Origin of the sequence: Brevibacterium sp. FAM 24630 (assembly GCF_049804075.1) — a bacterium.
Taxonomy (GTDB): Bacteria; Actinomycetota; Actinomycetes; order Actinomycetales; family Brevibacteriaceae; genus Brevibacterium.
On sequence record NZ_JBNBZD010000001.1, the window covers coordinates 17,160 to 39,416 of the forward strand.

Sequence of the window (22,257 nt, forward strand, 5' to 3'; positions counted from 1 at the left end):
TATTCCGCTAGAAATCGGTAACACTGAGCTAACTCATCCTCACGTAGACACTCAATCAGGCATACATTCTGCAATTTTCATAGATCGAAAGATGTTATTCGCGCGATTCCTCGCTCTCAGCAGTGCGCTGCAGATTAACGAATTGTCGCGCCTTCGAAGAGAGGTCATTCGCGCGAGCAGTCATCGGGCTGTCAATTAGTGCCGCCAGCTCCGCCGCAAACTTCTCGTCAAAGCTGGTGTCAGGACCACCAGACGAGACCTTCACATACGAAAGATGCTCACCGATCAGTCGAATCACCTCGGCAAACGTGTCTATCATATAGACTATGAAGCGATCTGCCGCAAGTAGGACGCTGACCAGGTCGTTCGTATAGATACGATCAAGCGCCATGAGCGCTGCCAGTCGGGCCGCTGGCTCAAGTCCAGAAACCCACTGCTCAATGAACCGATCACGAGTCTCTTCGAAGTTGTGACCGTCGTTTCCGGTGTCCTCGAAGCCATCCACTACTGCACGAGCCACAACTTCCACAGGCATAGACTAGGCCAACTTCAGCGCGTCATCCAACGATCCTGAGGCAGAGGAGGTAATTGCCTCAGCCAAGGACGATCCGACGAGTCGACTCCTCCAAGCCATCCGCCTCGGCGAGCAGCGACTCCTCCGTATCCGCACCGGCGCGAACATACCGTCCGGTGAACGCATCCAATGTCCCCGAGGCCAAAGCCACAGCCAGATCGGTGACCTGCTCGGGTGAGGTCCAATCATCCCCCTGACGGAAATCGTGGACGGGCATCGACTTCGTCATGGCTGTCTCGACGACGCCCGGCGCCATCTCGAAGATACGCAGTCCCTTGTCATGCCCGAAGTGAACGACCGAGTCGGCGATGCGGAACAGTGCTGCCTTCGACGCCGAGTACACTGCATACGCCGGCGTGCCCTTCGCCCCCGATCCCGAGTTGAGGTCGATGATGCGGCTGGGACGGCCGGTCGCCTGGGCGCCCGCCATCAATACGGGTGCAAAGACGTTGATCATGAGCGCGACGCCGAGCACGTTCGCGTCGACGACGTCCTTGAGGCTCTCCGGATCGGCGTCCCACAGTGGCCCTTCGGTCGACTCGATGCGCCCGGCATTGTTGATGAGCACCTGCAGGCGCTTCCCCGTCGATTTCTCGAGCTCAGCGACAGAGTCACGCAGCTGTTTCACCGCGGTGACGTCATCGGTGCGCAGACCGACACCGGTCACCGTTCCCCCGGTCGATTCAGCGATCTCTTCAGCCGCAGCTTCCGCCTTCTCCGCCGAGGTGGCCGTGACGATCACGTCATACCCGGCCTTCGCGAACGCCTCCGACAGGTGACGCCCGATTCCGCGGGCACCGCCGGTGATGAGGGCGATCGTCTCTGATGGGACCGCAGTCGCTTCTGATTCAGTATCGCCGGCAGGCAGGTTCGTTCCGTAAGGCAGCTTCTCGGTCATGTCAGATCTCCTCGTGAGCGATGGGGGTACAGGTGGTCGGTGGTGCTTACTGTCTGGGTGCGCTCTACCGTGATGCTTCGAGCGGACACGGCAGAACCCGGTCGAACCACTGTATCGGTCGACCGGGCTCTGTGACGCACTGTTCTCAGCTGCGGACTTCAGCGCCGTGACGCTGGGCGGCCAACTTCGTCGCCGCCTCACGCATCGCCGACGCCTCATCGGCCTTGAGCGTGCGATCCGGGGCACGGAACGTCAGGCGGAACGCCAGCGACTTCTTGCCCGCAGGCAACTGGTCGCCGGTGTAGAGGTCGAAGGTCTCGAGCAGTTCGAGCTCCTCCCCGGCACCTTCACGCAGCGTCGCGGCCAGAGTCTGCGTCGGCAGCTCGGCATCGACGATGAGCGCGACGTCCTGGCGGGACACTGGGTAGGTCGACAGAGCGCCGTCCCAGGCTCGCAGGTCGTCTTGGGCCAGCAGTGCATCGAGGTCGATCTCGAAGGCGACCGTCCGCGCCGGCAGGCCGAGGTTCTCGCACACCTTCGGGTGCAGCTCACCTGCATGGCCGAGCACCTGACCGTCGGCAAGGACAAACTTCGCCGCACGGCCCGGATGCCACGGGGCGATCTGGTCGGCCTCGACGGTGACCTCGAGGCCATTGACCGCAGCGATCCGGCGCACGGTGTCGATGACGTCGGTGGCCTCGGCCTTGCGGCCCTTGCCCCAGACTCCGGGCAGCTCCGCATTGCCGGAGATGATGCCCGCGTAGTGGTAAGGCTGATGCGGCACCGAAGCGTAGATCTTCTCGAGCTCGTCATCGCTCGGGTGGTATCCGGGCAGGTGACGCGGTCCGGGACCCTCAGGCAGACCCGCCGAGGTGGACACCAGTCCCGCCTCGAACAGCGCGACGTCCTTCGCCCCGCGGCCCTGGTTGCGGACCACGAGGTCGACGAGCGTCGAGAGCAGGTTGGTGCGCATGAGCGGCAGGTCTTCGGACATCGGGTTGGCCAGGCGCACGTGCTTGCGACGCACATCATCGGCCTCGAGCCGCAGCTGGTCATCCCGTTTATCGTTCGTAAACGGGTAGGACAGCACCTCGGTGAACCCGTCGGCCGCCAACAAGTTCGAGATCCGGCGACGCGTCTTCTGCGCCACCGTCAGACCGTTGCCGGCCCGAGCGGCGGGCTGAACGGAGGGGATGCGGTCGTAGCCGCCGGTGCGGGCGACTTCCTCGATGAGGTCGACGGTGTCGGTGATGTCCGTGCGCCAGCTGGGCACGGTCACCGACACGGTCTCCTCGTCCTTAGTCGACACTGTTGCGCCGATGCCCTCAAGAAGTGAGGTCACCTCGGCGACGGTGTAATCGACACCGACCAGCGACGCGACACGAGCGACCTTGAAGTCGAGCACCATCGGCTCGGGAGCCTGCCCGATCTGCGTGGTCGCAGGGCTGAGCGTTCCGCCGCCGAGTTCGACGAGCAGGTCCGCGCAGCGACGTGCGGCCACAGGCCCGAGCCTCGGGTCGACGCCGCGTTCGAAGCGACGCGAGGCCTCCGAGGACAGTTTGTGGCGACGGGAGGTGCGGGCAATCGAGATCGGGTCGAAGTGAGCAGCCTCGATGACGACGTCGGTCGTCTGGTCGTTGACCTCGACGTCGGCGCCGCCCATGACGCCGGCCAGACCGATGATCTTTCCACCCTTGCCAGAAGCACCAGCACCGCGGTCGGTGATGAGCAGATCCTCGGCATCGAGCTTGCGCTCGACGTCGTCGAGAGTCGTGAACTTCTCCCCCGCAGTCGCACGGCGCACGACGATCTCGTCGCCGAGCAGCGAAGTGTCGTAGGCGTGCAGAGGCTGGCCGAGTTCGAGCATGACGTAGTTCGTGACATCGACAGTCAGGCTGATCGGACGCATTCCCGCCTGCTGCAGGCGACGCTGCATCCAGAACGGAGTCTTCGCGGCCGGATTCAGCCCGGTGACCTGCAGGGCAGTGAACTGGTCACAGCCGGCCACCTCGTTGATGGGGTTGTTGTCCTCAACCGATACCGGGAATCCATCGTCGGTGGCCGCATTGGTGGGGGTTACCTCGGCGGATCCGATGTCGGTGAAAGTCTGACCCTTCATCTGCGCATATTCGCGTCCGATACCGCGCATCGACAGCTGGTAGCCGCGGTCGGGGGTGACATTGACGTCGAGGGTGACCTGGTCGAGGCCGAGCAGCTCGATCGCGTCATCGCCGGGCTCACCCGTCAGGCCAAGATCCGACAAAACGATGATGCCGGAGTGATCCTCGCCGAGTCCGAGCTCCTTGGCCGAGCAGATCATGCCGTCGGACTTGTGACCGTAGGTCTTCCGGGCGGCGATCTTGAAGTCACCGGGCAGGACGGCTCCGGGCAGGCAGGCGACGATGAGGTCGCCGGCGTCGAAGTTGTGGGCCCCGCAGATGATGCCGCGGCTGGGGCGTTCCTCACCGGGCTGCGGGTCCTTCGGATCATCCTGGGCTTCGTTGTGTTCGGGGCCGACGTCGACGCGGCACCAGTTGACGGTCTTGCCGTTCGAGTGCTCTTCCTTGACCAGTTCGAGCACCCGTCCGACAACGAGTGGGCCCGTGATCTCGGGCCCGAAGAAGTCCTCTTCCTCGAGACCGACGGCTGCGAACTCGGCAGCGAGGGCATGGGGATCGGTCTCGGCTGGGAGATCGACATAGTCGGCCAGCCAGTTCAGTGGGACGCGCATATCAAGCCTTCATTCCGAAACGGGTCGAGAAGCGCACATCGCCTTCGACCATGTCATGCATATCGTTGATTCCCTCGCGCAGCATCAGTGTCCGCTCGATGCCCATGCCGAAGGCGAAGCCCTGGTAGACATCAGGATCGATGCCGGCGGCGCGCAGCACATTGGGGTGGACCATGCCGCAGCCGCCCCATTCGATCCAGCCGGGACCGCCGACCTTGTTGGGGAACCAGAAGTCCATCTCTGCGCTCGGTTCGGTGAACGGGAAGAAGCTCGGGCGCAGGCGGGTCTTCGACTCAGGCCCGAACATCTCGCGGGCGAAGCCGTCGAGGGTACCCTGCAGGTTGGCCATGGTCAGACCCTTGTCGATGGCAATGCCTTCGATCTGGTGGAAGACCGGGGTATGGGTGGCGTCGAGCTCATCGGTGCGGAAGGTCTTGCCCGGGCACACGACGTAGAGCGGGACACCGCGTTCCAACAGGGAGCGCGACTGGACCGGTGAGGTGTGGGTGCGCAGGACAAGACCGGCATCGGCGGGATCGACGAAGAACGTGTCCTGCATCTGTCGAGCCGGATGGTCGGGCCCGAAGTTGAGCGCATCGAAGTTCAGCCACTCGGATTCGATCTCGGGACCTTCGGCGACCTCCCAGCCGAGGCCGACGAAGTAGTCCGCCGCCTGTTCCTGGATGAGGCTCAGCGGGTGGCGAGCGCCGAGGCGGCGACGGTCGGTGGGCAGGGTGACGTCGATGGCCTCTTCGATGAGCACGGCCGCATCGCGTTCGGCTTCGAGCTCTGCCAGGCGTGCGTCGTGGGCCTGCTTGACCGCTCCCCTGGACTTGCCGACGATCTTGCCGGCGGCGGCCTTATCGGCCTTGTCGAGTGAGCCGATGGCCCGGTTGGCGAGCGCCAGCGGGGCTTTGTCGCCGGTGTGGTCGATCTTCGCCTGCTTGAGATCGTCGAGCGTCGTCGCATCCGCGAAGGCTGTCAGTGCCGCGTCGACGGCCTGCTTCACGGCCGACTCGTCCAAGGGGTCGAGTTCGTCTGTCATCAATGTCCTTTTGTCCGTGTCGATGGGACGTCATATCTATTCGCGCTCAAGTCTATCGTCTCCGGTGGGGGCGGCTGGGGCGGCGTCCGCGGGGTGGGTGGGCCGCCTCGGTGACGGTGGTGTGCGGTGGGTCATAGGGATCGTTCGGTGAGAAGCGTAGGGTCGGGACCATGACGACACAGCGTGCATCAGATGTCATGATCAGAGCCTTGGAGAACGAGGGCGTCGACCGCATCTTCGGCATACCCGGTGAGGAGAACATCGATTTCATCGATTCCCTGCGCCGATCGTCGATCGAGTTCGTCCTCACTCGGCACGAGCAGGCCGCCGCGTTCATGGCGGCCACCTACGGTCGGCTCACGGGCACACCCGGGGTGTGTCTGACGACGCTCGGGCCGGGGGCGCTCAACCTTGCGACGGGGGCCGCGTACGCCCACCTCGGCGGCATGCCGGTCATCATGATCACCGGGCAGAAGGGCATCCGCACGGCTGAGCAGGCGGCGTTCCAGATGGTGAATACGGTGGCGACGATGGATCCGCTGACGAAGGTGAGCAAGCAGATCACCTCGGCTGCGATGATTCCGACCATGGTCCGAGAGGCATTCCGCGTCGCTCAGGCCGAACGTCCGGGACCCGTGCATCTCGAGCTGCCCGAAGACATCGCCGGCCTGCCGGTCGACAGGTACGAACTCATCGAACCGCACACGAATTCGCGGGCCGTCGCCAGTGATCTGGCGATCAAGAACGCCGCAAACGTCGTCCGGGAGGCGAAGCGACCGCTGCTCATGCTCGGTGCGGATGCCTCCCGATCCGACTGCAGCGAAGACCTCTCCCGTTTCGTCGCGCAGATGCGCATCCCCTACTTCACCACGCAGATGGGCAAGGGTTCGGTGTCCGGGTCCTCCGACCTGTACCTGGGCACGGCGGCGCTGACGTCCCGCGATTTCGTCCATGACGCGATCGAGGCCGCCGACGTCATCGTCACGATCGGTCACGACACGACGGAGAAGCCGCCGTTCATGATGGATGAGAACGGACCCACCGTCGTCCACATCGGCTACCGCGCGGCCGTGGTCGAGCAGGTGTATTTTCCGCAGTTCGAGGTCATCGGTGACCTGGGTCCGACCCTGCACCGGCTCGCCGAGGTGGTCGACAGCCCCACCTCCACCGCCGAGGCGCTGCTGCCGATGCGTGAGGATATCCTCGTCAAGATCCACGAAGGTGCCGACGAGGATCGGTTCATCCCCCAACGGATCGTGCAGGAGGTCCGCGACGTCATGCCCGTCGACGGGATCGTCGCTCTCGACAACGGGATGTACAAGATCTGGTTCGCCCGCAACTATCGGACGACTCGGGCGAACACTCTGCTGCTCGACAACGCGCTGGCGACCATGGGTGCCGGGCTGCCCTCGGCGATCGGGGCGAAGCTGACGTATCCGGAACGTCGGGTCATGGCCGTCGTCGGCGATGGCGGATTCATGATGAACAGTCAGGAGATGGAGACGGCGGTGCGGTTGGGCTTGGACCTCGTCGTGCTCATCCTCGAAGACGATGCCTACGGCATGATCCGGTGGAAGCAGGAATCCGACGGCATGCCCGACTACGGTCTGACCTTCGGCAATCCGGACTTCGTGAAGTATGCGGAATCCTATGGGGCCTCCGGTCATCGGCTCACCGACGTGTCTGAGATGAATTCGGTGTTGTCGTCGGCTTTCGAAGCCGGTGGTGTGCACATCGTCGTCGCGCCCGTCGACTATTCGGAGAACAAGCGGGTGCTCATCGACGAGCTGGGCAAGCACTGAGCCTGCTCGATCGGTGAGATCTGACTCCGGTGAGGTCCCGCCTCGGCGACTCGCACCGGGCCAAGGCGGGACCCGTCTTTCAGCTCTTTCAGCGCACGGGTGAGTTCCCCGCCCGCCACATTCCCGCGCTCTGCTCCTCTTCGTTGCCGACAGAGAGATCGATGCCTTTGCGGTCCCTGAGCAATGAGACGGCGAAAAGAGAGATCACCGCCATTATCACCAGATAGAGCGAAACCGAGGCTGTCGTGCCCGTCGCCTGCAGGAGTGCCTGGGCGATCGTCGGGGCGAACGCACCGCCGATGACAGCTCCCAGGGCATAGGAGATCGCGACCCCGGAGAATCGGATCGACGCAGGGAAGAGTTCGACATAGAGCACGGCCTGCGGACCGTAGGAGAGACCGAGCCCAATGGAGAAGATTCCCAGCGACAGGTAGAGCAGACCCAATGATCCGGTGTCGATGAGCCAGAACAGCGGGAAAGCAGTGACGATGAGGATGACGAATCCGATGACATAGGTGCGCACCCGGCCGATGGCATCGGACAGGTAACCTGAGACCGCGGTCGAGACCAGCCAGACGAATGACCCGAAGGTGATGGCCAGCAGCACATCGGTCTGCGAGAAGCCCACTGCATCGGTCGTCGCATATTTCGTCACGAACCCGCCAGTGGTCATATACCCGCTGGCATTGTTACCGGCGAAGATGAGTGCGGCGACGAATACAAGAGGCAGATGCTTCTTCAACAGCACGAGGATCGGTGCCTTGCGCTTGGCCGACTCGACCTGGATTTCTTTGAACACCGGAGTGTCCTCGACGGCCCTCCGTACCCAATAGCCGACGCCGATGAGCACGACCGAGAGCAGGAACGGCACTCTCCATCCCCATTCCATGAATGCGTCTCCCGGTGAGATGACTCCGGTCATGAGTGCAATAACGCCTGACGACAGCAACATGCCCAACGGAACTCCGAGCTGCGGGTAGGATCCGGCCCGACCACGCTTGTCCACATCGGCGTGTTCGACGGCCAGCAGGGCCGCGCCGCCCCACTCCCCTCCGGCCGAGAGGCCCTGGATGATGCGCAGGAGAATAAGAAGGACCGGTGCTGTCACCCCGATGGTCTCGTACGTGGGAATGAGACCGATGAGGGCAGTGGCCACACCCATCGTGACCAATGTGACGACGAGGATGAAGCGTCTGCCGAGCTTGTCGCCGAAGTGGCCGGAGAGGAAGGCGCCGAGCGGCCGGAAGAGGAAGGAGATGCCGATCGTCGCGAAGGCGAGCAGCTGGTCGACGCCCTCACCCGCCGGCGCGAAATAGAGGTGGGCGAAGACGAGCGCGGCCGCGGTCGAATACGTGAAATAGTCGTACCATTCGATCGTCGTACCAATGATGGAGGCGAACGCGACCCTCCGCTGATTCGCTTTCTGCGCCGTCGGCGTCTGTGCGTGTGTGGCAGTCATGAGAACGTCCTTGTTCTGTCGTGGTGGTTAGAAATTGTCAGTCCAGAGTCACCGACAGCCGTGATGTGACATCGGCACCCGGGCGAGACACTGAAATCCGGTCGGGGCATCCGCCGCCGGGCTGGAACAGCCGGTCAGACCGGTGAGAGCGTCTCGGACAGATTCGTCAGAACTCCTTCTGCCCACTCACAGGCCGCTTCGGTTGCCGGTACCGGCCCTCCGGCATCGTGGCGACCGTATTCGCCAAGCCGAGTCGCTCCCTGAGCCTCGAGCGCTTCTGTCATCAGTTCGCTGCCCCGCGAATATGTCTTCGTGTAGCTGGCGTCGCCCATCCCGAACACGGCGAATCTGACGCCGTCGAGCTCAACGGGCAGGTCGCGCAGTTCATCGTAGAATTGCGCGGCCGAGCTCGGGACATCACCGTCGCCGTACGTCGAGCACACGAGCAAATAGAATCTCTCCGGCTGCAGGTCCGACGGTGACACCGCGGACAGGTCCGAGACCTCCACCTCGGGAAGCTCTCGCAGGACCGTGCCGAGTTCCTCGGCGACGAGTTCAGCGTTGCCGGACTCCGTGCCGAACAGGATCGTCACCGGCATCCCGGGAGACAGGCCCTCAACCGTGCTCGCCGCAGCGTCCGGCAGATAGTCGTCGAGGTCGGTGTCCTCAGCTGTGGCCATCAGGTCCTCACGAGAGGTGATCTTCGCTCGGCAGCGACCTTCACCGGCGCCGAGGCGCTCCTTGAGGTCGATCCGGCGCCAACCGTCGAAATCGATGGCGGTCTCCCCCGGGTCGAGCCCTGGAGCACCGGTGGCGATCGACCCGGTGCTCACCTCAGCGGCGATGGTCGCAGCATGGATCCTGGCGTCTGTGCGCTGGTCGGGGATGGTTCCGCGGCCGGCACCCTTGAGCCAGCCGATGGCGAAAAGGTTCTCGTCGATCCTGCCGTCTGCGGGGATCGGCGTCGCCGGGCAGATGCCCTGTTTCGCCATCGACATCGGGTCTCCGACAAAGCCGATGGCGGTGATGACAGAATCCACGTCGAGGTGAACGGCCGCACCGTCATGGGTGATGTCGATCCCATCGACCTGCCGAGCGGAGGAAATCGAACCGGTGATCGCATCGGGTGTGCTTGAGAACCACCAGTGCATCTCGATCGCGTCTGCTGGCCCTGTTTGGTATTGGGTATTTTCTGCCGGTTCGACGAGGTCACGGAGGGCATCGAGCTTCGCGTCCTTGCCCTCGGCAACCGTCGACAGATCGACACCATGAAGTGTGTGAGTCAGCCCCGGAACTCGAGCCAGTTCACGGATCATGACCGGATCGAATTTCGCAGTTCGCGATGCTGAACGACCGATGATGTCGATGCGAGCGATCGATTCTCTCATCGGCCCATGTATGGTGTCGTCGATGTCGCTGCCGACCAGGGACTCACGTGCACAGGTGAGCAGCCGGACGATGTCGATGGCGACATTGCCCTGACCGACAACGGCAATTCTCCTACCCAGTTCGACCGCCGACCGCTCCTCATCGGGGTGCCCATTGAGCAGGCGGGTGATCCTGCCTGCCCGGTGCACCTGGGGCAGGTCGTCTCCGGGGATGCCGAGGGTACGGTCGAGGGAGAGCCCGCTGGCGAGGACCACGCTGTCATAGTTCTCCTTGAGCTCATCCATCGACACGTCGATGCCCAGTTCGGTGTTGCCGATGAATCTCACTCGGGGATCGGTGAAGAGTCGGTCGAACTGACTCGTCACGGATTTGGTGCCCTGGTGATCAGCCGCGACTCCATAGCGCAGCAGCCCGTATGGCACAGGGAGCTTGTCGAAGATGTCGACGCGGCCTCCGGGCACCTGCCGCAGTATCTCCTTCGCACTGAAGCAGCCTGACGGTCCGGCACCGATGATCGCGATCGTGGGTCCGTGCGACCGGCCAGCCGCATCGTCACTCGTCGCGGCCGCTCGGCCATAGGCGGACTTTCCGTAGTCGGGCTCTGTCCGCGCGCTCGACCACGCCACGGGGAGTTTGAGCATGCCGCGGAACACCCAGCCTCCGACCGCAGTTTCACGAGATTCATCGACGCGCAATCCCTCAAGACTGTTGAAGAGGAGCGGAAGAGCCACTTCGGCGATCTCGGCTCTTGCGGCCCAGTTGCCCAGGCACACGTGCACTCCTTTGCTGAAGGCCAGATGCGGTTTCGCTTCCCGATGGATGTCGAACCGATCGGCGTGTTCCCATACGGTTTCGTCGCGATTGGCCGAGAGCACGCAGATTCCGAGCTTCGCTCCTGCAGGCAGGTGGGTGCCCGCGAGGACGGTGTCCTGGGTGGTTTGGCGGGAATACATGCCGATGGGGGCGATCCACCGAATGGTCTCCTCGAACACAGTTGGCCACAGCTGCGGGTTGGCCATGACGGCCTCACGCTGATCGGGGTGGTTGAACAGGGCAAACGCCGCAACTCCGAGAGCATCGCGGGGCTCGTTGAGTCCCCCGCCGATGGTCATCTTGATGTTCGCCCGGATCTGCTCGATCGGCATGGTTTCGCCCGGCATCGATAGGAGCCCCGAGATGAGCGAATCATCACGGTGGGTGAGATGGTAGTCGAGCATTTCGTCGAGTGCCGCGTCGACCTCGTTGAACGACCGCTCCCCTTTGGCCCAGACTTCGGGGTCGTCCGCGTAGTTGCCGGTGGCGTCGATCATCGTCTGCGACCAGCGCTGCAGGTCGAGCTGATCGGCGTTGTACAGCCCGAGCATGCGACGCAGGGTCTCCGCTGCGAAGGGCGCGGCGAAGTCCCAGATGAGGTCGATATCAGTGCCTTTTTCGACGAGTTGATCCAAACGATCCTCGGCAACTTCGCGGTACATAGATGTCCACACGCGTTTGACGTAACCGGGCTTGAGCACCGGTTGCCAGGCTCGGCGCTGCTCATAATGTTCGGGATCATCGCGTCGGAGCATGGAATGGCCCATCGCGCGGATCTGCAGAGAGCCCTCTTCGTTCGCGGAGAAGATGTCCTGGTCATGTTCGGTTGCGCTGACGGCCTCATATCTGGTGATCAGATAGCGGTTGACCGCAGGAACCCAGTGCACTCCGCCTTCGGCACGGAGCCGTTCATAGATCGGAAACGGATTCTCGTAGAGTTCCGGGATCTTCACCCAGTCCGCCACCGGTGCCGAGGTGACTGCCCTGCGGGTGTGTTCGTGAAGACCTGACGTCATCATCATCTCCTCATCGTTGCGACAGCTTATGTCGGTGCGATCACTCTGTGATCGTGTTCACAGTCCAGTCTGCGATGGGTACTATGAAAGGAAAAGCGGAATTAATCTGAGAACTAATCCGGAAATACGAAGATGCATTCTGATCACGCCCCGAACTATTCACTGAGGCAACTGTCTTATCTCCTCACCGCAGCCCGGCTGGGTACGATCTCGGCTGCGGCGGCGGAACTGCATGTCTCCTCCTCGGCAATCTCCGATTCGATCACCGCGCTCGAACATCAGATGGATGCACAGCTGTGCGTGAGGAGGAAGGCTCAGGGACTGGTGCTCACTGCCGCCGGAAGACAGGTGGCCGCCCGAGCCACGCGCCTGATCTCCGAGGCGAACGAACTCGAGCGTGAACTCAGATCACACGATGGCGAACTGGCCGGTCCGATCACCATCGGTTGCTATCCGACTCTGGCACCGGTGATTCTGCCCGTACTGCTCGACGATTTCGGCAAGCAGCACCCACGAGTAAGTCTCGAAATAGTCGAGACCACACAGGACCGCTTGACCGGAACTCTGGAGTCTGGAGAGATCGACGTTGCTTTTGTCTACGAGACGCTCATTCCGGGGACGCCGAACCACGCGAGGCTCTTCGCACAGCCTGCCCATGTGATCCTGGCAGCAGATGATCCCTTCGCTGCTCGAGAGGCCGTGCGTCTGGAGGATCTCGTCGAACGTGACATGATCCTCCTCGACTCTCCTCCTTCGAGCCAACACACGCTGGGAATGTTCCACGACCGAGGTTTGGCGCCGAGGATCCGTCACCGAACGACCAGCTACGAAGTTGTGAGAACACTTGTCGGTCGCGGACTGGGCTACGGCGTCTTGGTTCAGAGGCTGACGAATACTGCCAGTTATGAGGGGTATCCTCTGGTCGTCAAGGAGATCAAGCCGGCAGTTGAGCCAGTCGGCGTCGAAGTGATCTGGCCCTCTGACCACGCGTCGCCGAAGCGCGCACAGGCTCTGGTCGAGTTCGCCAAGAACCAGCAATGGACATGATGAAGCAGCTGATGGCTGCAAGACTCGGACGCAGGGTCAGCGACCGCCTTCCGGCCCTCGGACGTCCGACGCAATGCTGTTGTACGCTCGCGTGTTCTTTTTGAATCAAGACCGATTCCCATGTCCGAGCGTGGACGACGCGCATGGACGAATACTCAGGATGCTCATTCCACGGTGATGCCGAGCTCCCGAGCGAAGAGGTCGGCAAAGAGCATGAGCTGGGTGTCGTCGATCGTCGCTCCGCGCAGCGAGTGCACCCCGGAGATCTTGTGCGGCTGCAGCCCACGGATATCGACACTGCCGAGAGTCGCTCCCTCGCATTGGAATGCACCGACACTGCTCCCTGGAAACGCGACCCGATTGACTTTGGCGCGGTCCAGGTCGATCTCGTCGATGACGCAGTCCCGGAATTCGACATCGGTGAGTGTGGCCCCGCGCAGGTTGAGATACGAGATGCGACAGTTCTCAAATCGCACCTTCTCCCACACGCTGTCATGAGTCACCCCCGCGCCGATCCGTGTGCCTCGGATCTCCGTGTGCAGAAGGCTGCCTCGTGGCATCGTCCACGTGTCGGCCCGACAGTCGTCGACCCGTGTTCCGGAGAAACGCCCGCCCGTCAGGTTCGCCGGCGCCTCTGCTAGGCCGAAGTTCACTCGCGTCAGCGTGCAGTCGAGGAACGTCGCCTGTGCCGAGTCAACCTCGGTGAGGTCGAGATCGTTGAATTCCATACCTTCGAGGAATTCTTCTGCGCCAAGGTCTCCGAGGTAGCCGGGAGTCAGTGAGCCGAGGGTGATCTTGGGTGCGCGGGGAGGTTCGGTCGTCATGTGCTCACCGTATCTGGCTCGCCGGACACGGGGCGTTCTCACCTGTTCGGCCGACGTTGCAGCTGCGTGACCGATACACTGCAGGAGGAGTGCTCTCAGCATGCGCCGCTTCGAATCGGCTTCGTTCCAGGAGGTGATCGATAGGTGTTCTACCCTCCGATGATCGGCTATCTGGTCATTGCCGCTGTCTGCGTCCTTATGCAACTGGGAATCGCTCGGAGAATGATCGGTCGCAATCGGATAATCGGGATTCGGACGAAGCACACTCTCAGCTCAGACGAGTCGTGGGAACGCGGCCAACGGGCGGCTGCTCCTTATGTCTACGGCGTGGCCGTGGTCGCGATCGGCCACGTGGCGGCTCTGGCCGCTGTGGAAGTATTCGAGCTCCCGCGAACCGTGGGACATCTGCTCGCCATTTCGGGGTGGATCATCATCCTGGCCTGCTGCGTTTTCATCTGGCGCGCCGCCAATTCAGCGGCAAAGGCCACACCCCCAGAACCTCTCACCCGCTGATTCCGAGCACTCCCGCAGATGCGCACGCTCGCAGTGTCTCGTTCAACAGCTTTTCAGGTTTTCGATACGAGGCACCATCGATAGTCTGAATGGCTGTTGATCCACGACGCCGAATCGGTCGCTTCCGACATCAGCCGGTGCGAGCGCTGCGCCGCTCGACGCTCTCTTTGATCCTGAGAAAGACGTCCGCAGAGAAAAGATCCTGCCAGCGAAGGCGAAAAACCGCGTAACCGAGATTCCGCAACTTGTTTTCTCGGCGACGTTCCTTCTCCATCTCATCCCGAGGGTTCTTCCCCGGCAAATGGTATTTCCCCTCGCCGTCGAACTCAGCGATGACTCTTGCCTTCTTGTTCGCGAAATCCGTGCGGCCGATGAAACGGTCCTGCTCATCGTAGAACTCCACTTGCGGTTCGAACCCCGGAACCGAATACTCAACAAATCGGACAGCACAGATCGATTCCGACACCGACTCGCGACCGCCATTCATAAGGTGCACTGCGTCAGCGACTCTCCGTGCCAAGGTCCGCGGAGGATGTGCCTCGCAATACCTGATGATGGCTTGTTCCGATGTGAACCCGCGATGCACCGCGGCATCAAGGACTGCCACGGCAAAAGCCAACGGGTAGTCTCGTGCAATGTCAGAGAGAGTCCTCAACACTGACGTCACCGGAATCCCAGCTACCTCGACGATGTCCGACTCCGCCAAGTCTCGACGCCGAACCAGCATCGTCGCATGGCGCACTCCGTACTTCGGATGAATTGCTTCGGCCATCGGACTGCTGTCCTTGTCGAGATACGGGATGGGCAACCCGTGAACGATCAACGCGCTGCGATGAGATAAGACGCAGCGGGGCGGCATACGGCCAGCGTAGGATCGGACCAAGATGCGCAAGTCCTCATCCCGCTTCCGCATCCCAGATTCTTCGACTGGAAGATTGACATCCGCCGCTGCGGCAAAAGTTGCCACGTAGCCGTGGTCAGGGTGCCTGCACTCTTTTGACACAACGTAGATCCCGTGGCGCACACGTCGAAGACAGCATCGCAAGGCGTGGGTGATCTGATGCGTTGACCACCCGGCGTCTTGGAGGTCTGCGGTACTCAAGCAGATGAACATGCTCACCAGCATGTGCCGTGCCACAGCAGACAGGCAAGGGCGGCGCAAGGGGCTGTGGACAACCCCTGACTCGTGCGCACAGGGTCAGAAAATCAGCCGCCCTCGTCTCCCAACCTGGCCGAATCCGCGCTTCCTCCCAGGCAAGCTGCGGACGGGACGACCGGACTCGTTCAACCACGAATCAGGTTTTCGATGCTGGCTCGTATCGAAAACCTGATTCGCCGTTGAATGAGGCGCTCAAAACCGTGTGGCCGTTGAGCCAGGCTCAATTATCTGTTTCACAGTGCCGCTGGCTCAGCAAAGATGGCCGCGCCCACGAAACCTCACATCCGTTGGTTGCGCGCACTCTCATAGATGCACACGCCGGCGGCAGTCCCGAGGTTGAGGCTTTCGGCCGAGCCGTAGATCGGCACGGCAACAGACGAATCGCACAGCTCCAGATCGTCGGCACTCATCCCCCATGCTTCGTTGCCGAAGACCCACGTGGTGCGCGCGGTCAGATCCAGCCCTGTGTCCCACGGGTGGTGAAGATCGTGCGCCTCGTCGTTTGCGTCGGCCGCGAGGACCTGCAGGCCGCGGGCTCGCGCAAGTTCAGTGACCTCGGACAGTCCGACTCCGGTGACGACGGGGATGTGGAAAAGAGAGCCGGCAGTTGAACGCACCACCTTGTCGTTATAGGCATCAACGGACGACGATGTCAGCACCACAGCGTCGGCGCCGGCGGCATCGGCCAGGCGGATGATCGTACCGGCGTTGCCCGGGTCGCGGACCTGGGAAAGGACGACGACAAGCTGCGCTTCCTTGTTCAGTACCGAGGTCAGCTCGACATCGAGAGTCTTGCACACGGCGACGACCCCCTGCGAATTCACGGTCGTCGCCAGCTCGGTGAGCACCTCGGGGGTGACGATGCTGCACTGCAGACGCCCATGTTTGGCCGAGGCCATGAACTCGGGATGCTCCTCGGCGGCTTCCTCGGTGATGAACAGCTCGACCACGGAGCCCGCCAGGCCCAATGCCTCACGCACGGCCTGCGGACCCTCGACGAGGAACTGCCCCGTAGCCTTGCGGTCACGCCGCTTGAGCAGCTTCGCGGCGTTCTTGATCCGCTTCGACTGCGGCGAGGAGATGACGTCAGGGAGCTTCATGCGTGCGTGGTCCTAAGAGTCGATGGAGGGAGCTGCTGGAATAAGAGAACGTTGCCGGGAGGGAGTCAGGCCAGGTCGGTGGCGCGGCCGGCACGAACCGACCTAGAGCGCGAGCGATGGCCCGAACAGACTCGACGGCCCCGAACCATGTCAGTTCGGGGCCGTCGACGGTCACCGAGGTGACCAATCAGTCACGAGTGTGACTGGAGTATTCAGGTGACGCTGCTCAGGCGGCGTCGGTCTTCGCTGCGTTGACGTCAGCAGGAAGAGCGTCCTTGGCGACCTTGACCAGGTGCGCGAAGGTGGCCGAGTCGTTGACGGCGAGCTCAGCGAGCATGCGACGGTCGACCTCGACTCCAGCGGCCTTGAGGCCCTGGATGAAACGGTTGTAGGTCATGCCGTTGGCGCGGGCGCCGGCGTTGATGCGCTGGATCCAGAGGCGACGGAAGTCCCCCTTGCGCTTGCGACGGTCACGGTAGCTGTAGACCAGCGAATGAATGACCTGCTCTTTGGCCTTGCGGTACAGGCGCGAGCGCTGTCCGCGGTAGCCGCTTGCCCGGTCGAGGATGACCCGGCGCTTCTTGTGGGCGTTGACCGCCCTCTTCACACGTGCCACGTGTTACTCCTTTGAAAAGTTCGTATCTTCCGGCGGTGCCGGACTCTGGTTCAAGCTGTGGGAGCCGGTGATCGGCTGCCCGGGGAGATCCCGGAGACTCGTCCGAGAAAGAAGACCCGAAAGGGGTCTCACCTGCCCTTGAGCTTGCCCAGAAGCTTGCGGGCCATGGCGCGGTCTCCACCGGTGATGACCTGGTCGGTGGACACCCGGCGCTTGCGGCCCGAGGACTTGCCCTCGAACTTGTGCTGGTTGTTCACGCCTTCACGCATGATCTTGCCAGTGCCAGTCACGCGCATGCGCTTCTTGGCGCTGCTGTTCGTCTTCTGCTTCGGCATAGTGCCGTTCTCCTTTGCAATTCGTTGTCGGCGGTGGCCGCCGGCAACTACTTCACACGCACAGACCAGGGGGCCTGGAACGCGACGTTACCTGTTTGCTCACGCCTCGGGTTGAGCTGAGTTCTTCTCTGCAGCAACCCGATCGCGACGGGACTTCACCTCAGCGGACTTGCCCTTGGCACCTGCCGATGCCTTGCGAGCCTCCGCCTTGGCGTCAGACTTTGATTTGTGCGGGGCGATGACCATCACCATGTTGCGTCCGTCGACTCGCGGGGAGGATTCGACGGTGCCGAGGTCCGACACATCTTCGGCCAAGCGGTTGAGCAGCTTGATGCCCATTTCCGGGCGGGACTGCTCACGTCCGCGGAACATGATCATGACCTTGACCTTGTCGCCGCCTTCGAGGAAGCGGGTGACGTGGCCCTTCTTCGTCTCGTAATCGTGTTCGTCGATCTTGAGACGGAAGCGGATCTCCTTCAGCGCAGTGTTTGCCTGGTTCTTCCGGGCTTCCCTGGCCTTCTGAGCAGATTCGTACTTGAATTTTCCGTAGTCCATGAGCTTGGCTACGGGTGGCTTCGCCTGCGGGGCTACCTCGACGAGATCGAGATCCGCCTCACGGGCGAGATCGAGTGCCTTGCGAATGGCAACGATACCGACCTGTTCACCATTGGGTCCGACCAACCGGACCTCGGGAACCCGAATCCGGTCATTGATGCGCGTCTCGCTGATGTGTTCACTCCTTTTGCTCAAATGTGGTCGTGGCAACGAAAAAGGCTCCCGTTGACACATGCCAAGGGAGCCTGCACACACGAGCAGTACGGTCAACCGTACGTCTTCGGTGAATACACCTCGATCTGCAACCCATGCGGACAGTCGTCCGCGGGAGAGATCTTTGGACCCGATCGCTCTTCGCGATCAAGGTGGGAGTCAGACTCCGCTTCGCACCAGCTACCAGTGTACTACGCTTCATGACTCTTCGCACATCGAGACCCTGGTGTGATCGCCGCGTTGATTTATATGTCAAGCTTATGGCATGAGTTCTGAAGAATCCGTTCCCGCCGAGGCGGTCGCCGAAGTCACCCGCGATATCGCCGAGGTTCCCGCCGTCGAGGTCATCACCTCCAGCGCCGTCCATCTCATGTCCGCCGCCGCCATCAAGTGCGGCCTCGCCGACGACGGACCGGACGGCCCCGGGTCCGACCTCAAGGACCTCGATGAGGCCCGTAAGCTCATCACGGCGCTGGCCGGCTTCATCACCGGCGCCGCCACGGTGATCGGCGATCACCACGCCCGCCCGCTGCGCGATGGACTGCGCAGTCTGCAGCTGGCCTTCCGTGAGGCCTCGGAGATTCCCGACGCCCCCGGCGAAGGCCCCGGAGAGAAGTTCACCGGCCCCGTCCGCTGACCCCACTCCCCCGCCAATAGCTGATCCAGCGGCCCTCGATCATCGATCGGGGGCCGCTGTCGCATCCTCACTCGCCGAGGCGGCCGACCACCGCGGACATGAGGTTGTCTTCGACGTCATCGAATCCCGGCCCGAACTGACCGAACCGCAAGGCATTGATGAGCCCGACGATGCCGACCCAGATCGTGACGGTCTCCAGAATGACGGAATCGTCGTAGCCGAGCCCGAGCTCTTCGAACCCTTGTCGCAGCGGCTTGAGCGTCGCGCTCGGTTTCCGCACTTCGACACCCGAGGTGCCCTGCACCTGTCCGGCCCGGCTGGCAACCTCGAAATCATTGCGGGATTCCGCCACCAGGGATGCCAGGGCGACCATGATTCGTGTTCCCGGCACCACGGTCTCTTCCCGTGGGGCCTCATAGTCGGCGATCGGAGTGCCGTAGATGAGCGCCCAGCGGTTCGGATACCTCCGCGCCCAGGCGAGCATCGACAGCGCCAGAGTCTCCACGTTCCGCTGCTCTGCCAGAGCCTCATCGACGGTGTCGGCGATCTGGGTGAAAGCGTCACGGATGAGGATCGTCAGCAGCTCATCGCGGCTCTTCACATAGCGGTAGACCGCGCTCGAGACGACACCGAGCTCGCGGGCGATCGCCCTCAGAGACAGGCCGTCGACCCCGTCTTCGTCGATCATCCGGTTGCCGATGCGTGTGATCTGCGCTTCGGTCTCGACGCGAGCGCGCTGGCGTGGGGTCGTCTCAGTCATGGATCCACTCTACGATCCGAGAACAGAGATAACAATTGTGAGCACTGCTCTTGAATTGAACCGCCTTGAGGTCTACGCTGATTTTTCGAGATCACCGCTCTCTCAATTTGATTCGAGGTCATCGGAAAGGACCCGTCATGAAGCAAGCACTCGTCATCGGCAACGGCCAGATCGGTTCGGAGATCGCCGCCCAACTCATCGGCTCAGGGGTCACCGTGCGCATCGCCACGCGCTCGGGTGGCCGTGCACAGCAGGCCGTGACCGTTGGGGCACCGGCACCCAGTCCCGCTCCCGCGCATATCAGGGCCGACGCCACGGACCGTTCGCAGCTGGCTCAGGCTGCGGAGGGCGTCGATGTGATCTTCGCCTGCGCTCATGCCCCCTATGACAGCCGGAAATGGGAACAGGTCCTCCCGCGGCTGGATCAGGCGGTCCTCGACACCGCCGCCGAACTGAGCATCCCCGTCGTCTTCCCCGAATCGGTATACGCCTTCACCGGCCTCACCCGACCGATCACCGAGACCTCACCCTTCGCTCCTGTCGAAGACAAAGGCCGAATCCGGCAGCGGCTCCTCGAGGCTCGCTCCGCTCATTCTGCGACGTCTGCCAGTGTCATCGCCGGGGATCTGCTCGGCAGAACCGCAGAGAAGTGGTCATCGGTCGTGCGGATGTGCATCACCGAGCCGATCTCCAAGGGGCGCCGCGCCCTGGTCCCGGCACGGACAGATGTCCCTCATGGAATCACCGTCATCGCCGATCACGCGGCCGCAATGATCCAGGCGGCAGAGGATCTGACGACCGTCCCCGCGGGGACGCATCAGCTGCGCATCGCACCGGCCTCGAATCCGACTCTCACTGAGATCGCTGATTTCACCGCGGACGTTCTGGGGCAGAAGCACAAGCGTCCGGTCCCGGTGCCGCGCTGGGTGACCAGGGCCGTCGGTGCGTTCGAACGCTCCTTCTATGAGCTCAACCAGCTGGCCCCCATCTGGTACGAACCCTGCGTCATCGAACCGGGCACCTTGGCCGACGCGGTCCCGATCACCGATTGGCGCGACGGCGTGCGGCAGATGCTGTGAGCACTACCCGGTGCGCCCTAGTTGAGGAAGATCCCATTGCCCGGTCCCAGCGGCAGGTCGAAGAAGTACCAGATGGCCAACAGCGCAGCCCACGCGAGCCAGAACGGGATGACGAATGGGAACATTCGCGAGATCACGGTGCCCAGCCCCGCGCTCGGCTCGTAGCGGCGGACGAGGCCGAGGAGGACGATCATGTACGGGTTGAGCGGGGTGATGACCTGAGTGGCTGAATCTCCGACGCGGAAGCCGGCCTGGATGAACGCGGGTTCGTATCCGAGCAGGGTGAACAGGGGCACGAACACCGCGGCCATGAGAGTCCACATGGATGAGCCGGAGATGATGAACAGGTTGAGCACGCTGGCCAGGAGCATGAAGCCGATGACCGCGGCAAACCCTGTCAGCCCGATCGCCTCGAGCCCCGAGGCACCGGCCACAGCGATCCACGAACCGATGCCCGTCCAATTGAACAGAGCGATGAACTGGCCGAGGATGAACGCAAGGATGAGGAATGACATCATGTCGATAATCGACTGACTCATCATCCTCACCAGATCGTTCATCGACCGCACGGTGCGCACGGCGAATCCGTAGACGACTCCCATGAGCATGAAGTAGGCGAAGACGATGAACACGATCGATGACAGCAGCGGTGACTCCGGCAGGAATCCGCCGTCCTCGTTGCGCCACGGCGAGTTCGGGATGAGCACGGAGAACAGGATCAGCGCGGTCAGCAGCAGCGCTGCGAGAACAGCCCAGATCAGACCCCGCTTCTCCTGCGGTTCGAGTTCGGCCCTGATCTCGGACTCTTCGTCCTCGGCTTCGCCACCGCCTGCGCTCCCGGATTCGCCGTACGGGTTGTCCGCTCGATACTCTTTCGCCAGCCCCTGAGCTCCTGCATTCGCGTATTCGCGGGGGACGCCTCGGCGGATCATGTTCGGTTCGATGAGACGGTCGATGATGAATCCGGCGACGATGGCCAGCACGATCGACGACGCGATGTTGAAGTAGTAGTTCGACACGGGGTTGACGGCCGTGAAGTCGGTGTTCGGCAGGGTGTCCATCACCGAGGTGGTGATGCCGGCGAACAGCGCATCGAGGCTCGTCGGCACGATCGACGTCGAATATCCGGCACCGGTGGCGGCGAATCCGCCGATGAGCCCGGCCATCGGGTGGCGACCGGCGGCTTTGAACACGAGCGCGGCCAAGGGCGGGATGATGATGAACGCAGAGTCGGACATGATCGACCCGGTGACTCCGACGAACCCGACGGCGTAGGGCAGCAGCCAGCGTGGACTCCTGCCGAAGGCGATGCGCACGGCCGCGGCGAGCATTCCCGACTTCTCAGCGACACCGACGGCCAAGAGGATCGGCAGCACGGTGGCCAGCGGCGGGAATCCGAGGTAGTTCTCCCCCATCGTCGTCGTCAGCCACGACAGTCCCTCACCGGTGAACAGTCCTTTGATCGCGATGGTCTCGTCATCGCCGGGGATGGTGACCGAGACCCCGGCCATCGCCATCGCCGTCGAGACCAGCCCGGTGATGATGAACAGACCGAGGAAGAGGGTGAAGGGCTCCGGCAGCTTGTTGCCGACGTTCTCGACCCAGTCCAGCAGTCGCTGCCCGATGCCGACCTTGCCCTGTGTCGTCGTTGACATGGATGCTCTCTTTCTTGCGGTGGTCAGAGTCCTCAGG

19 protein-coding genes are annotated in these 22,257 nt (G+C 62.6%); 5 read left to right on the forward strand and 14 right to left on the reverse strand.

Going from position 1 to position 22,257, the window contains the following annotated elements:
* Window positions 1-94: 94 nt before the first annotated feature.
* From ACPUD7_RS00065 to pheS, 4 genes are all read right to left on the reverse strand, one after another.
* Window positions 95-529 carry a hypothetical protein gene (locus tag ACPUD7_RS00065; protein WP_425118754.1) on the reverse strand — a complete coding sequence of 145 codons (435 nt, stop codon included), beginning with the start codon at window positions 527-529 and terminating at the stop codon, window positions 95-97.
* A gap of 64 nt (window positions 530-593) precedes the next feature.
* Complete coding sequence (locus ACPUD7_RS00070) at window positions 594-1,472, reverse strand: SDR family NAD(P)-dependent oxidoreductase (protein ID WP_425118755.1); 879 nt, start codon at window positions 1,470-1,472, stop codon at window positions 594-596.
* Between the two features lie 145 nt (window positions 1,473-1,617).
* Complete coding sequence (gene pheT, locus ACPUD7_RS00075; protein WP_425118756.1) at window positions 1,618-4,203, reverse strand: phenylalanine--tRNA ligase subunit beta; 2,586 nt, start codon at window positions 4,201-4,203, stop codon at window positions 1,618-1,620.
* Between the two features lies 1 nt (window position 4,204).
* A complete protein-coding gene (gene pheS, locus ACPUD7_RS00080; protein WP_135542676.1) occupies window positions 4,205-5,248 on the reverse strand; it encodes a phenylalanine--tRNA ligase subunit alpha in 1,044 nt (347 codons plus the stop codon).
* A gap of 170 nt (window positions 5,249-5,418) precedes the next feature.
* On the opposite strand from pheS, the gene ACPUD7_RS00085 reads away from it, so the two are divergent.
* Window positions 5,419-7,050: an acetolactate synthase large subunit gene (locus ACPUD7_RS00085; RefSeq protein WP_425118757.1), complete on the forward strand. Its 1,632-nt coding sequence runs from the start codon at window positions 5,419-5,421 to the stop codon at window positions 7,048-7,050.
* An 88-nt stretch (window positions 7,051-7,138) separates the two neighbouring features.
* On the opposite strand, the gene ACPUD7_RS00090 is transcribed toward ACPUD7_RS00085, so the two are convergent.
* On the reverse strand, window positions 7,139-8,509 hold the full coding sequence (locus tag ACPUD7_RS00090; protein ID WP_425118758.1) for an MFS transporter: 1,371 nt from the start codon (window positions 8,507-8,509) through the stop codon (window positions 7,139-7,141).
* A 134-nt stretch (window positions 8,510-8,643) separates the two neighbouring features.
* A complete protein-coding gene (locus ACPUD7_RS00095) occupies window positions 8,644-11,727 on the reverse strand; it encodes a cytochrome P450 (RefSeq protein WP_425118759.1) in 3,084 nt (1,027 codons plus the stop codon).
* Window positions 11,728-11,859: 132 nt separating this feature from the next.
* On the opposite strand from ACPUD7_RS00095, the gene ACPUD7_RS00100 reads away from it, so the two are divergent.
* Complete coding sequence (locus ACPUD7_RS00100; protein WP_135539280.1) at window positions 11,860-12,774, forward strand: LysR family transcriptional regulator; 915 nt, start codon at window positions 11,860-11,862, stop codon at window positions 12,772-12,774.
* Window positions 12,775-12,938: 164 nt separating this feature from the next.
* Here ACPUD7_RS00100 and ACPUD7_RS00105 read toward each other — a convergent pair whose 3' ends face one another.
* Entirely contained in the window at window positions 12,939-13,598 is a 660-nt protein-coding gene (locus ACPUD7_RS00105; protein WP_135539281.1) for a pentapeptide repeat-containing protein, read from the reverse strand.
* Between the two features lie 159 nt (window positions 13,599-13,757).
* Here ACPUD7_RS00105 and ACPUD7_RS00110 point away from each other — a divergent pair, with 159 nt between their 5' ends.
* Window positions 13,758-14,111: an SdpI family protein gene (locus tag ACPUD7_RS00110; protein ID WP_425118760.1), complete on the forward strand. Its 354-nt coding sequence runs from the start codon at window positions 13,758-13,760 to the stop codon at window positions 14,109-14,111.
* A 130-nt stretch (window positions 14,112-14,241) separates the two neighbouring features.
* Here ACPUD7_RS00110 and ACPUD7_RS00115 read toward each other — a convergent pair whose 3' ends face one another.
* From ACPUD7_RS00115 to infC, 5 genes are all read right to left on the reverse strand, one after another.
* The gene (locus ACPUD7_RS00115; protein WP_135539285.1) at window positions 14,242-14,883 is read right to left on the reverse strand and encodes a hypothetical protein; all 642 of its coding nucleotides are present in this window, start codon (window positions 14,881-14,883) and stop codon (window positions 14,242-14,244) included.
* 665 nt (window positions 14,884-15,548) lie between these two features.
* On the reverse strand, window positions 15,549-16,370 hold the full coding sequence (locus tag ACPUD7_RS00120) for a TrmH family RNA methyltransferase (RefSeq protein WP_425118761.1): 822 nt from the start codon (window positions 16,368-16,370) through the stop codon (window positions 15,549-15,551).
* A 226-nt stretch (window positions 16,371-16,596) separates the two neighbouring features.
* A complete protein-coding gene (gene rplT, locus ACPUD7_RS00125; protein WP_025779787.1) occupies window positions 16,597-16,986 on the reverse strand; it encodes a 50S ribosomal protein L20 in 390 nt (129 codons plus the stop codon).
* 128 nt (window positions 16,987-17,114) lie between these two features.
* Window positions 17,115-17,321, reverse strand: coding sequence for a 50S ribosomal protein L35 (rpmI, locus tag ACPUD7_RS00130; protein ID WP_135539289.1), 207 nt, complete (start codon window positions 17,319-17,321; stop codon window positions 17,115-17,117).
* Window positions 17,322-17,420: 99 nt separating this feature from the next.
* The gene (infC, locus tag ACPUD7_RS00135; protein ID WP_425118762.1) at window positions 17,421-18,071 is read right to left on the reverse strand and encodes a translation initiation factor IF-3; all 651 of its coding nucleotides are present in this window, start codon (window positions 18,069-18,071) and stop codon (window positions 17,421-17,423) included.
* Window positions 18,072-18,354: 283 nt separating this feature from the next.
* Here infC and ACPUD7_RS00140 point away from each other — a divergent pair, with 283 nt between their 5' ends.
* On the forward strand, window positions 18,355-18,726 hold the full coding sequence (locus tag ACPUD7_RS00140; protein ID WP_167854400.1) for a DUF1844 domain-containing protein: 372 nt from the start codon (window positions 18,355-18,357) through the stop codon (window positions 18,724-18,726).
* A 67-nt stretch (window positions 18,727-18,793) separates the two neighbouring features.
* Here the strand turns inward: ACPUD7_RS00140 and ACPUD7_RS00145 are convergent, their stop codons facing one another.
* A complete protein-coding gene (locus ACPUD7_RS00145; protein WP_135539293.1) occupies window positions 18,794-19,486 on the reverse strand; it encodes a TetR/AcrR family transcriptional regulator in 693 nt (230 codons plus the stop codon).
* Between the two features lie 137 nt (window positions 19,487-19,623).
* Between ACPUD7_RS00145 and ACPUD7_RS00150 the strand changes: the two genes are divergently transcribed.
* The gene (locus ACPUD7_RS00150) at window positions 19,624-20,565 is read left to right on the forward strand and encodes an NAD(P)H-binding protein (RefSeq protein WP_135539295.1); all 942 of its coding nucleotides are present in this window, start codon (window positions 19,624-19,626) and stop codon (window positions 20,563-20,565) included.
* 17 nt (window positions 20,566-20,582) lie between these two features.
* On the opposite strand, the gene ACPUD7_RS00155 is transcribed toward ACPUD7_RS00150, so the two are convergent.
* Window positions 20,583-22,220 carry an AbgT family transporter gene (locus ACPUD7_RS00155; protein WP_425118763.1) on the reverse strand — a complete coding sequence of 546 codons (1,638 nt, stop codon included), beginning with the start codon at window positions 22,218-22,220 and terminating at the stop codon, window positions 20,583-20,585.
* Between the last annotated feature and the right edge of the window lie 37 nt (window positions 22,221-22,257).

What these genes read in the sequence shown, in the direction of transcription:
- ACPUD7_RS00155 (WP_425118763.1), bottom strand. Translation starts at nt 22,220, where the DNA reads ATGTCAACGACGACACAGGGCAAGGTCGGCATCGGGCAGCGACTGCTG.
- ACPUD7_RS00105 (WP_135539281.1), bottom strand. Translation starts at nt 13,598, where the DNA reads ATGACGACCGAACCTCCCCGCGCACCCAAGATCACCCTCGGCTCACTG.
- ACPUD7_RS00085 (WP_425118757.1), top strand. Translation starts at nt 5,419, where the DNA reads ATGACGACACAGCGTGCATCAGATGTCATGATCAGAGCCTTGGAGAAC.
- ACPUD7_RS00070 (WP_425118755.1), bottom strand. Translation starts at nt 1,472, where the DNA reads ATGACCGAGAAGCTGCCTTACGGAACGAACCTGCCTGCCGGCGATACT.
- rpmI (WP_135539289.1), bottom strand. Translation starts at nt 17,321, where the DNA reads ATGCCGAAGCAGAAGACGAACAGCAGCGCCAAGAAGCGCATGCGCGTG.
- ACPUD7_RS00150 (WP_135539295.1), top strand. Translation starts at nt 19,624, where the DNA reads ATGAAGCAAGCACTCGTCATCGGCAACGGCCAGATCGGTTCGGAGATC.
- ACPUD7_RS00095 (WP_425118759.1), bottom strand. Translation starts at nt 11,727, where the DNA reads ATGACGTCAGGTCTTCACGAACACACCCGCAGGGCAGTCACCTCGGCA.
- ACPUD7_RS00120 (WP_425118761.1), bottom strand. Translation starts at nt 16,370, where the DNA reads ATGAAGCTCCCTGACGTCATCTCCTCGCCGCAGTCGAAGCGGATCAAG.
- ACPUD7_RS00115 (WP_135539285.1), bottom strand. Translation starts at nt 14,883, where the DNA reads ATGGCCGAAGCAATTCATCCGAAGTACGGAGTGCGCCATGCGACGATG.
- ACPUD7_RS00140 (WP_167854400.1), top strand. Translation starts at nt 18,355, where the DNA reads ATGAGTTCTGAAGAATCCGTTCCCGCCGAGGCGGTCGCCGAAGTCACC.
- pheS (WP_135542676.1), bottom strand. Translation starts at nt 5,248, where the DNA reads ATGACAGACGAACTCGACCCCTTGGACGAGTCGGCCGTGAAGCAGGCC.
- ACPUD7_RS00145 (WP_135539293.1), bottom strand. Translation starts at nt 19,486, where the DNA reads ATGACTGAGACGACCCCACGCCAGCGCGCTCGCGTCGAGACCGAAGCG.
- ACPUD7_RS00110 (WP_425118760.1), top strand. Translation starts at nt 13,758, where the DNA reads ATGATCGGCTATCTGGTCATTGCCGCTGTCTGCGTCCTTATGCAACTG.
- ACPUD7_RS00090 (WP_425118758.1), bottom strand. Translation starts at nt 8,509, where the DNA reads ATGACTGCCACACACGCACAGACGCCGACGGCGCAGAAAGCGAATCAG.
- pheT (WP_425118756.1), bottom strand. Translation starts at nt 4,203, where the DNA reads ATGCGCGTCCCACTGAACTGGCTGGCCGACTATGTCGATCTCCCAGCC.
- ACPUD7_RS00100 (WP_135539280.1), top strand. Translation starts at nt 11,860, where the DNA reads ATGCATTCTGATCACGCCCCGAACTATTCACTGAGGCAACTGTCTTAT.